11 protein-coding genes and 1 pseudogene are annotated in these 9,637 nt (G+C 74.8%); 6 read left to right on the top strand and 6 right to left on the bottom strand.

The genetic code is table 11. The features are described 5' to 3' along the window. Positions 1-126: 126 nt before the first annotated feature. The gene (locus ABT023_RS28555) at positions 127-321 is read right to left on the bottom strand and encodes a CsbD family protein (RefSeq protein WP_350889725.1); all 195 of its coding nucleotides are present in this window, start codon (positions 319-321) and stop codon (positions 127-129) included. 171 nt (positions 322-492) lie between these two features. Between ABT023_RS28555 and ABT023_RS28550 the strand changes: the two genes are divergently transcribed. Beyond that, positions 493-1,101 carry a histidine phosphatase family protein gene (locus tag ABT023_RS28550; protein ID WP_350889723.1) on the top strand — a complete coding sequence of 203 codons (609 nt, stop codon included), beginning with the start codon at positions 493-495 and terminating at the stop codon, positions 1,099-1,101. On the opposite strand, the gene ABT023_RS28545 is transcribed toward ABT023_RS28550, so the two are convergent. The 4 genes from ABT023_RS28545 to ABT023_RS28530 are packed head-to-tail and all read right to left on the bottom strand — an operon-like array spanning position 1,034 to position 4,076. Then, positions 1,034-1,537 (bottom strand): Lrp/AsnC family transcriptional regulator, encoded by a 504-nt coding sequence (locus tag ABT023_RS28545; protein ID WP_350889722.1) that lies wholly within the window; start codon positions 1,535-1,537, stop codon positions 1,034-1,036. The two genes, ABT023_RS28550 and ABT023_RS28545, sit on opposite strands and share 68 nt — an antisense overlap. 59 nt (positions 1,538-1,596) lie before the next feature. Further along, a complete protein-coding gene (locus ABT023_RS28540) occupies positions 1,597-1,812 on the bottom strand; it encodes a DUF433 domain-containing protein (RefSeq protein WP_350889721.1) in 216 nt (71 codons plus the stop codon). Between the two features lie 9 nt (positions 1,813-1,821). Next, on the bottom strand, positions 1,822-2,964 hold the full coding sequence (locus tag ABT023_RS28535) for an acyl-CoA dehydrogenase family protein (protein WP_350889720.1): 1,143 nt from the start codon (positions 2,962-2,964) through the stop codon (positions 1,822-1,824). After that, positions 2,961-4,076 (bottom strand): M24 family metallopeptidase, encoded by a 1,116-nt coding sequence (locus tag ABT023_RS28530; RefSeq protein WP_350889718.1) that lies wholly within the window; start codon positions 4,074-4,076, stop codon positions 2,961-2,963. The genes ABT023_RS28535 and ABT023_RS28530 overlap by 4 nt, the downstream gene beginning before the upstream one ends. Before the next feature lie 219 nt (positions 4,077-4,295). On the opposite strand from ABT023_RS28530, the gene ABT023_RS28525 reads away from it, so the two are divergent. The 4 genes from ABT023_RS28525 (at position 4,296) to ABT023_RS28510 (ending at position 6,497) form a co-directional block, all read left to right on the top strand. Further along, a complete protein-coding gene (locus ABT023_RS28525) occupies positions 4,296-5,045 on the top strand; it encodes a Clp protease N-terminal domain-containing protein (RefSeq protein ID WP_350889717.1) in 750 nt (249 codons plus the stop codon). Positions 5,046-5,077: 32 nt separating this feature from the next. Next, positions 5,078-5,239, top strand: coding sequence for a hypothetical protein (locus ABT023_RS28520; RefSeq protein WP_350889716.1), 162 nt, complete (start codon positions 5,078-5,080; stop codon positions 5,237-5,239). A 60-nt stretch (positions 5,240-5,299) separates the two neighbouring features. Next, positions 5,300-5,527, top strand: a complete 228-nt coding sequence (locus ABT023_RS28515) for a hypothetical protein (RefSeq protein ID WP_350889715.1) — start codon at positions 5,300-5,302, stop codon at positions 5,525-5,527. A 70-nt stretch (positions 5,528-5,597) separates the two neighbouring features. Further along, complete coding sequence (locus tag ABT023_RS28510) at positions 5,598-6,497, top strand: 5'-3' exonuclease (protein WP_350889727.1); 900 nt, start codon at positions 5,598-5,600, stop codon at positions 6,495-6,497. Between the two features lie 52 nt (positions 6,498-6,549). Here the strand turns inward: ABT023_RS28510 and ABT023_RS28505 are convergent, their stop codons facing one another. Further along, on the bottom strand, positions 6,550-9,342 hold the full coding sequence (locus ABT023_RS28505; RefSeq protein ID WP_350889713.1) for a DEAD/DEAH box helicase: 2,793 nt from the start codon (positions 9,340-9,342) through the stop codon (positions 6,550-6,552). 86 nt (positions 9,343-9,428) lie between these two features. Between ABT023_RS28505 and ABT023_RS28500 the strand changes: the two are divergent. Then, positions 9,429-9,637 (top strand): annotated as a pseudogene (locus ABT023_RS28500) (haloacid dehalogenase); the annotation flags it as partial.

Raw genomic sequence — 9,637 nt, 5'->3', positions numbered from 1 at the left:
CCCCGCCGGGCGGGCGGGGGGGGGGGGGGGGCCCCCCCCCCCGCCCGCCCACACCCGCGGGCGCACCCCCCCCCCCCCGGGGGGCCCCCCCCGCGCCCCCCCCCCCCCCCCGCCGCTGTGGTCAGGTCACTTCGTGAACGCGTCCCGTACGTCCCGGCCGGCGTCCTTGACGTGTTCGCCCGCCTGCCGGGCCCGCGCGTCGCTCTGTTCGGTGGCGCCCTCGGCCCGCATCCGCTCGTTGTCGGTGGCCTCGCCGATCCGCTCCTTGGCGGCGCCGGTCAGCTCCTGGGCCTTGTTCTTCGCCTTGTCGGTGAAGCTCATCTCGGACTCCCTCTGCTCCGGCGGTTCCGGGGCCGTGCGGCCTCCTGTCGTCAGGCATGCCCGGTCGGCGCGGGCCGGAAACCTCGCCCGGTGCGGGGGCGCACCCCGTAGTGCATCCTAGGAGGCTAGGTGAAGTGGGGAGGCGGCGGTCGGGCCTGGTTGACTGGGCGGATGGGAGAGATCATGCTCATCCGCCACGGCGAGACCGAGTGGAGCGCCAACGGCCGGCACACCTCGTACACCGACCTGGACCTCACGGCCGACGGCGAGCGACAGGCCCGCGCGCTCCGAGCGCTCCTCGCCGGCCGGCTGTTCACGCGGGTGCTGTCCAGCCCGCGCACCCGGGCGCTGCGCACCGCGCAGCTGGCCGGGCTGACCGTCGACGACACCGACCCCGACATGGCCGAGTGGCACTACGGCGAGTACGAGGGGCGGACCACCGCCGACATCCAGAGCGACCGCCCGGCCTGGAACATCTGGACCGACGGCTTCCCCGGCGGTGAGTCCCCGGCCGAGGTCGGCCGGCGGCTCGACCGGGTGCTCGACCGGACCGCCCCCCTGCTCGAGCACGGCGACGTCGCCCTGGTCGGCCACGGACACAGCCTGCGGGTGCTCGGCGCCCGGTGGATCGGGCTGCCGCCGGCCGCCGGCGGGCGGCTACGGCTGGACACGGCCACGGTGAGCGTGCTCGGCCACGAGCACGGACGGCGGGTCATCCAGCGGTGGAACCAGTCGACTCCCCCGCCGCCCGGGGCCGACGCGGCGGCGGGTCGCCACTGATCTTCGGCGGCCGGTTCTCGTACGGGGTGGACAGGACGACGGTGGTGCGGGTGGTGACGTTCGCGGCCGTACGGATCTCCTGGAGCACCCGCTCCAGGTCCGCCGGGCTGGCCACCCGTACCAGCAGCAGGTAGAAGTCCTCCCCCGCCACCGAGTAGCAGGAGTCGATCTCCGGCAGGTGGGCCAGCCGCTCCGGGGCGTCGTCCGGCTGCGACGGGTCGAACGGTCGGATCGCCACGAAGGCCGTCAGCGGCAGGTCCAGCGCCTCGAAGGACACCCGGGCGGCGTACCCCTTGATCACCCCGCGCTGCTCCAGCCGGCGGACCCGCTGGTGGACCGCGGACACCGACAGGCCGACCTTCTCCGCCAGAACCGTGTACGACAGCCGCCCGTCGGCGGTCAGCGCCGCGACGATGGCCCGGTCGATCTCCTCCACGGCGTGCAACCTACCCGTAATCGCGCTGACCCGCGACGAGGGGCCGGCCGGGGGCACGCTCAGCGTGCCGCCCGGTCGCGCACCGCGTCCGCCGCGTAGTGCAGCACCTCGGCCATGTCCTCCTCGTCCAGGAACGGCAGGTCGGTGAGGATGTCCGTGGCACTCATCCCGTCGGCCATCATGGCCAGGACCGTGGCGACCGGCACCCGGGACTGACGCACGCAGGGCGCGCCGCCCATGACGTCTGGGTCGACGGTGATCCGCTCGAAGACCATTGGGCCAGGCTAGCCCTTGGCCAGATCGCGGGAGATGACCAGCCGCTGGATCTGGTTGGTGCCCTCCACGATCTGGAGCACCTTGGCCTCCCGCAGGTACCGCTCGACCGGGTGGTCGACCACGTAACCGGCGCCGCCGAGCACCTGGACCGCGTCGGTGGTCACCCGCATCGCCATGTCGCTGGCGAACAGCTTCGCCTTCGCCGCCTCGATCGAGTACGGCCGGCCGGCGTCGCGCAGCCGGGCCGCGTGCAGCGTGAGGGCGCGGGCGGCGGAGATCTGGGTGGCCGCGTCGGCCAGCATGAACCCGAGGCCCTGGAAGTCGACGATCGCCCGGCCGAACTGCTGCCGCTCGCGGGCGTAGCCGACCGCGTAGTCGAGGGCCGCCTGGGCCAGGCCCACGGCGCACGCGGCGATGCCGAGCCGGCCGGAGTCCAGGGCGGACATGGCGATGGTGAAGCCGGCCCCCTCCCCGCCGATCAGCCGGTCGGCGGGGACCCGGGCATCGTCGAAGGCGATCTGGGCCACCGGGGACGAGTGCAGGCCCATGGTCCGTTCGGGGGCCTGGGGGACGATGCCGGGGGTGTCGCGGTCGGCGAGCAGGCAGGAGATGCCCTTCGGGCCGGGCCCGCCGGTGCGGCAGAAGATGTTGTAGAAGTCCGCGACCCGGGCGTGGGTGATCCACGCTTTGGTGCCGGTCACCACGTACGCGTCGCCGTCGCGGGTGGCGCGGGTGAGCAGCGCCGCCGCGTCCGAGCCGCCCTGGGGCTCCGACAGGCAGTACGCGCCGAGCAGTTCGCCGCCGATCATGTCGGGCAGCAGCTTGCGCTGGGCGTCGGTGCCGAACTGGGCGACCGGGTAGCAGGACAGGGTGTGCACGCTGACCGCCTCGGCTGCGGCGAGCCACCGGCTGGCGAGGATCTCCAGCACCTGGAGGTAGACCTCGTACGGCTGGGCGGCACCGCCGTGCTCCTCGGGGTACGGCAGACCGAGCAGGCCCGCGCGGCCGAGGGTGCGCAGCACCTCGCGGGGGAACTCGGCGCGCTGCTCGAATCCGGCGGCCCGGGGCGCGAGTTCCCGGTCGGCGAGTTCGGTGGCCAGGTCGAGCAGGTCGTGGGCCTCGTCGGTGGGCAGGATCCGGTCGACAGTCATAGCGCGATGAGCTCCGTGGGGGTGGTGTTGAGCCGGGCCACGCCGTCCGTCGTACAGACGACGATGTCCTCGATGCGGGCGCCGTGTCGGCCCGCGACATAGATGCCCGGCTCGACGGAGAACGCCATGCCGGGTTCCAGCGGCCGGGGGTTGCCGGCGACCACGTACGGGTCCTCGTGGCCGTCCAGGCCGATGCCGTGGCCGGTGCGGTGCAGGAACGCCGGGCCGTACCCGGCCGCGGTGATCAGGTCGCGGGCGGCGGCGTCGACGGCCTCGGCGGTGACGCCGGGACGGACGGCGGCCACGGCCGCGGCCTGGGCGGCGTGCAGCACCGAGTAGTAGTCGGCGAACTCCGCCGGGGGCGGGCCACCGGCGACGTACGTGCGGGTGCAGTCGGAGCGGTAGCCCGACGGCATGGTGCCGCCGATGTCGACCACCACGGGCTCGCCGGCGCCGATCGGCCGGTCGGAGGTGCCGTGGTGCGGGCTGGCGCCGTTGGGGCCGGCGGCGACGATGACGAAGTCGACGGTGACGTGGCCGGCGGCGCGGATCGCGGCGGCGATGTCGGTGCCGACCTCGGCCTCGGTGCGGCCGGGGCGCAGCCACTCCCCCATCCGCAGGTGTACGGCGTCGATGGCGGCGCCGGCCTCGGCCAGGGCGGCGACCTCCGCCGGGGACTTGCGGACGCGCAGCTCGCGCAGCACCTCACCGGCGAGGCGCTGCGCCGTGCCGGGCAGCAGGGCGCGCAGGGCGAGGACCTGCTCGGCCCACATCCGGTCGGCCAGGCCGACGGCCGCGACCGGCCCGTCGAGGGCGGCGGCCACCAGGGGGTACGGGTCGGCGCCGTCGGGATGGTCGACGATCCGCACGCCGGTGGCCGGGGCGGGGGACGCCTCGGCGGCGGGGCGTTCCAGGGTGGGCACGATCAGCGTCGGCTCGCCCTGGGCGGGCAGCACCAGGCAGGTCAGCCGCTCCCCGGCGTGGGCGTCGTAGCCGGTGAGGTAGCGCAGGTCCGAGCCGGGGGTGAGCAGCAGCGCGTCGAGGCCGGCGGCGGCGGTGGCGTCGCGCGCGGCGGCCAGCCGCCCGGCGGGGTACAGCTCGTCGATTCCCACGCGCTCAGCTTAACGGTCGTTTGGCAACCGCCGGACACCCGGTTCGGTCGGCGGCCGGGCCGGGACGGCCGCGCCCGCACCGGCGCGGCGGCGGGCCACAGAGCCGGGCACCCGCTTGCCACAAGGGTGTGAATCGTGGGGAGACAAACGCTTGTGAAGATACCCCCGGCGGGGGTATACCTACTACATAACCCCTTGATAACCCCAGCGGAGGCGGCAATGCCGAAGATCAATGTCTACCTGCCCGACGACCTGGCCGGCGCGGTGCGCGACAGCGGCGTCCCGGTGTCCGCGATCTGTCAGCGCGCCCTGGAACAGGCGGTCCGCCAGGTCACCGCCATCCGGCAGGTCGCGCTCGCGGGCCTGGAGGCCGACGACCTGGCCGAGCGACTGCCGAGGTTCACCGCCCGCGCCCGCACCGTCGTCAAGCTGGCCATCGCCCGGGCCCGGGTGGCCGACGCGGCGTCGGTGGGCACCGGCGATCTGCTGGCCGGCATGCTCGCCGAGGGCGAAAACCTGGCGCTGCACGTGCTCCAGGCAATGGAGATCGATCCCGCCCTGGTCCAGCACGACCTGGACCGGCGCCCGGCCAACGCGGCGGAGGCAACCGACGCCCCGTCCTCGATCCACTTCAGTCGCACCGCCGCCTCGGCGCTAGAGATCACCGCGACCGAGGCGATCGCGATGGGGCACAACTACGTCGGCTGCGAGCACCTGCTGGTGGGCCTGGCCGCCGAGCCCGACGGCACCGCCGGGCAGGTGCTGCGGACGCTGGGCGCCGAGCCCCGGCTGGTGCGCCGGGCCGTGACGGCGGCCCTCGCCGGCTACATGTACCTGCGCGCCCAGGCCCCCGCCGCCGGCGGCGGGACCGACCCGACGCAAGCGCTGGTCGCCGCGGTGCACCAGCAGCTCCAGCCGCTCGTCGCCCGCGTCGAGACGCTGGAGCGCCGCCTCGACGCACCCCGATGACGCCCGACGCCCCCACGAGACGGAGCAGACCTGTGGGCACCACGCGTGTTGCTGCTCTGGCCATCAAAGGACACCAGGTCGCGCTGATGGTCACCCTCGGCGCGGGCGACGTCGAGGGCGTCCGCGACTGGTTCGACCGGTGGTGGCGGTGGGCTCCGGGCGAAGCCGCCCGGACCGGGTCGCCGCCTGGCTAGCCTGAAGCTGCGCCGGCACCACTGCGGCGGGCGGCGACGGGCGGAAGGCGGGCGGCGCGGGTGGCGGACGACGGGCGGAAACGCGGGGCGCGGCGGCGACGCGGGCTGCTCTGGGCCGGCATCCTCGCGGTGGCCGGGCTGGCGCTGCTGGCCATCGGCCTGACAGTCGCCAACGGCGCGGTGGCGTGGCTGGAGGCGGTCGTCGCGATCGTCCTGCTGGTGGCGAGCTACGCGGTGCAGCGGCTGGCCCGCCGGGAGACCCTGTACCGGCACGACGAGCCGCGCTGACCGCCGCGCCGTACCCGAATCGTCGGACGGTTGTGCCAGGCTGTCCGGCGTGGCACACCGACCCCCGATCATGCTGATCGACGCCCCCAGCCTCTACTTCCGGGCCTACTTCGGCGTCCCCGAGTCCGTGGCGAAGGCCGAGGACGGCACCCCGGTCAACGCGGTACGCGGCTTCCTCGACATGCTCGCCACGCTGATCCGCACCCGCCGTCCCGACCGGATGGTCTGCGCGATGGACCACGACTGGCGGCCGGACTGGCGGGTGGCGCTGCTGCCGTCGTACAAGGCGCACCGGCTGGCGCCTGAGGGCGGCGAGGTGGTGCCGGACACCCTCACCCCGCAGGTGCCGGTGATCCTCGACGTGCTGGCGGCGATCGGCATCACCACCGTCGGCGCCGCCGGGTACGAGGCCGACGACGTGCTGGGCACCCTGTCGGTCACCCAGCCGGCCCCGGTGGAGGTGGTCTCCGGCGACCGGGACCTGTTCCAACTCGTCGACGACGAGCGCGGGGTGCGGCTGCTCTACGTGGGGCGTGGCGTGGCGAAGCTGGACGACTGCGACGACGCGGCGGTGCGGGCCCGCTACGGGGTGCCCGCCGACCGGTACGCCGACTTCGCGGCCCTGCGCGGCGACCCGAGCGACGGACTGCCCGGGGTGCCGGGCGTCGGGGAGAAGACCGCGGCCCGGCTGATCGACCGGTACGGCGACCTCGACGGCATCGTCGCCGCCCTCGACGACCCCGGCTCCGGATTCGCCCCCGGCCTGCGGGCGAAACTCGACGCCGCCCGGGACTACCTGGCCGTCGCGCCCAAGGTGGTGCGGGTCGCGCTGGACGTGCCGCTACCGGAGCTGCCGACCGCGCTGCCGCCGTCGCCGGTGGCCCCGGACCGGCTGCTGGAGCTGGCCGAGCGGTGGAACCTCGCCGGATCCTGCCGCCGGCTCGTCGACGCCCTGGCCGCCCAGGGCTGACCCCACCGACGGCCGGCCGGGCCATGGGCCCCGCCGGCCGCACCGGTGATGATCAGGCGGTGGCGTGGTAGGCCAGGACGCCCCGGTTCACCGCGGCGATGGCCTGCCGGGCGGTGGCCCGCAGCTCGGTGGACGCCCCGCCTGAGTCGGCGAGCTGGCCGAGCAGGTCGACCACCTGCCGGGCCCAGCGGACGAAGTCCCCGGCCGGCATCTCGCCGTCGATCTCGTGGCCACTGGCCAGCACCTTCGCCAGCGCCTCGCCCCGCGCCCAGCGGTAGATCGGCCAGGCGAAGCCGAGGTCCGGCTCGCGGGTGACCGTGAGACCCCGGGCGGCCTCGTCGGCCTCGATCTCCCCCCACAGCTTCAGCGTCTCCTCGACGGCCTCGGCGACCGGCCCACGGGGCAGCGACGCCCGCTCGTCGACGTCCCGGCGGGCCTCGAAGACCACCACCGAGACCGCGGCGGCCAGCTCCGACGGCGACAGGCCGTCCCAGACGCCCCGGCGCAGACACTCGGCGACCAGCAGGTCGGCCTCGGTCCAGATCCGGCCGAGCATCCGACCCGCGTCGGTGACCGCGCCGTCGGCGGACAGATAGCCGCGCGCGGTGAGCAGCGCGACGATCCGGTCGAACGTGCGGGCCAACGAGCCGGTGCGACCGGCGACCCGCTGGCGCAGTTCCTCGGTGTCGCGCTCCAGCCGGTGGCGGCGCTCCGCCCAGCGGGCGTGCTCCTCCCGGTCGGGGCAGTCGTGGCACGGGTGCCGGCGCAGCTCGGAGCGGAGCTGGCTGATCGCGTGGTCCTCACCGGCGCCCTGCCGGGACCGGCCGCCGCGGCGGCCGGCGTGCCGGTCCAGCCCGGTGCCGCTGACCTCGGCGGCGAGGTCCCGGCGGGCCCCCGGGGAACGGTGGTTGAAGTGCTTGGGCACCCGGATGCGGGCAAGCACCTCGGCCGGGGTGGTGAAGTCGCCGGGGCCGACCCGGCCGGCCCAGCGGTCCTGGGTGAGCACCAGCGGGCGGGGCTCGCCGAACCCGCCGGTGGCCGGATCGAGCACGACCGCGAGGCCGGCGCGCCGGCCGGCCGGCACCCGGATCACGTCGCCGACGCGCAGCCGCTCCAGCGACTCCACCGCCGCGGCCTTGCGCTGGTGCTGGCCCTGCCGGGCGACGGCGCGTTCCCGGTCGGCGATGGCCACCCGCAGGGCGAAGTACTCGTCGAAGTCGCCGTGGTGGCAGCCGGCCTCCACGCCGTACGCGTCGATGGTCTCGGTGTTGCGCTGCACCTGGCGGGCCAGGCCGACCACCGACCGGTCCGCCTGGAACTGGGCGAACGAGGACTCCAGCAGCACCCGGGCCGGCTCCGCGCCGACGGTGCCGACCAGGTTGACGGACATGTTGTAGGACGGGCGGAAGCTGGAGCGCAGCGGGTAGGTGCGGGTGGAGGCCAGGCCGGCGACGTGCCGGGGGTCGGTCTCCGGGGACCAGACGACGACCGCGTGCCCCTCCACGTCGATGCCCCGGCGGCCGGCCCGGCCGGTGAGCTGGGTGTACTCCCCCGGGGTGAGGTCGACGTGCGCCTCGCCGTTGTACTTGACCAGGCGCTCCAGCACGACGCAGCGGGCCGGCATGTTGATGCCCAGGGCGAGCGTCTCGGTGGCGAAGACCGCCTTGACCAGGCCCCGGACGAACAGCTCCTCGACGATCTCCTTGAACACCGGGAGCATGCCGGCGTGGTGGGAGGCCAGCCCGCGCTCCAAACCGTCGAGCCACTCCCAGTAGCCCAGGACCGTCAGGTCCTCGCCGGGAATGGCGGTGACCCGGCTCTCGACGACCCGGCGGATCTCGGTGCGTTCGTCCGGTGAGGTCAGCCGCAGGCCGGCGGCGAGGCACTGCTGCACGGCGGCGGCGCAGCCGGCGCGGCTGAAGATGAACAGGATCGCCGGGAGCAGCCCCTCCCGGTCGAGCCGGTCGACGATGTCGGGGCGCAGCGGGCCGCGCCAGCGGGGGCCGCGCCGACCGGCGCCGGGGCCTGCGCTGCGCCCCTCGCCGAGTTCCAACCGGCGCATCGTGTCGCGGGTGTAGCGCAGCAGCTCCGGGTGCACATCGTGCTTGCGGGCGGCGTCGGCGTCGTGGAACAGGTCGAACATCCGCTTGCCGACCAGCATGTGCTGCCACAGCGGCACCGGCCGGTGCTCGCTGACCACCACCGTCGTCTCGCCGCGCACGGTGACCAGCCAGTCGGCGAACTCCTCGGCGTTGGAGACGGTCGCGGACAGCGAGACCAGGGTCACCGAGGCGGGCAGGTGGATGATCACCTCCTCCCACACGCCGCCGCGGAACCGGTCGGCGAGGTAGTGCACCTCGTCCATGACCACGTAGGCCAGGCCATCGAGGGTGGCCGAGCCGGCGTAGAGCATGTTGCGCAGCACCTCGGTGGTCATCACCACCACCGGGGCGTCCCCGTTGATGGCGTTGTCGCCGGTGAGCAGGCCGACCTGCTCGGCACCGTAGCGGTTCACCAGGTCGTGGTACTTCTGGTTGGACAGCGCCTTGATCGGGGTGGTGTAGAAGCACTTGCGCCGGGTGGGCGCCGCGTCGGCGCCCAGCGGCTGGGCGGGGTCGCCGCGCAGGGCCAGGTGTACGGCGAACTCGCCGACCACCGTCTTGCCGGCGCCGGTGGGGGCGCAGACCAACACCCCGCTGCCCCGTTCCAAGGCCTGACACGCCTCCCGTTGGAAGTCGTCGAGATCGAACCCCAGGTCAGGGGCGAACTCGTCCAGCGCCGGAAACTGTGAGGCCTGCGCGGCCCGGCGGCGGGCCGCGGCGTACCGCTCGGCGGGACTCGACATGTCGTCAAGATTAATGCGTGCGTCGCGGGACCACCTGTCAAGGCCGTCCGACACCGGCGTCCGGGGCGGTCGGTAGGGTGCACGGCGTGCCGGACCATGCCGAACCGCCCAGCCCGACCCCGCCGCGCGGCATCGACGCCGCCGCCAGCGCCCAGGCGTCCCGCCGGCCCGTGGAGGCGGTGCTGTTCGATTTCCACGGCACCCTCGCCCAGGTGGAGGAGCCGCACGACTGGGTGCAGGCCGCCGCGGCGGCCTGCGGGGCGACCCTGGAGCGGGCCCGGGCCACCGGCCTGGC

Origin of the sequence: Micromonospora sp. NPDC002296 (assembly GCF_040296145.1) — a bacterium.
In the GTDB taxonomy this organism is placed as follows: domain Bacteria; phylum Actinomycetota; class Actinomycetes; order Mycobacteriales; family Micromonosporaceae; genus Micromonospora.
Note: the sequence above shows the minus strand (reverse complement) of the source record. Positions and strands in the feature narration are given on the sequence as shown.

Bases quoted from the DNA above. Each gene is read 5' to 3' on its own strand.
- ABT023_RS28555 (WP_350889725.1), bottom strand. From the start codon at position 321: ATGAGCTTCACCGACAAGGCGAAGAACAAGGCCCAGGAGCTGACCGGC.
- ABT023_RS28550 (WP_350889723.1), top strand. From the start codon at position 493: ATGGGAGAGATCATGCTCATCCGCCACGGCGAGACCGAGTGGAGCGCC.
- ABT023_RS28540 (WP_350889721.1), bottom strand. From the start codon at position 1,812: ATGGTCTTCGAGCGGATCACCGTCGACCCAGACGTCATGGGCGGCGCG.
- ABT023_RS28535 (WP_350889720.1), bottom strand. From the start codon at position 2,964: ATGACTGTCGACCGGATCCTGCCCACCGACGAGGCCCACGACCTGCTC.
- ABT023_RS28525 (WP_350889717.1), top strand. From the start codon at position 4,296: ATGCCGAAGATCAATGTCTACCTGCCCGACGACCTGGCCGGCGCGGTG.
- ABT023_RS28510 (WP_350889727.1), top strand. From the start codon at position 5,598: ATGCTGATCGACGCCCCCAGCCTCTACTTCCGGGCCTACTTCGGCGTC.
- ABT023_RS28505 (WP_350889713.1), bottom strand. From the start codon at position 9,342: ATGTCGAGTCCCGCCGAGCGGTACGCCGCGGCCCGCCGCCGGGCCGCG.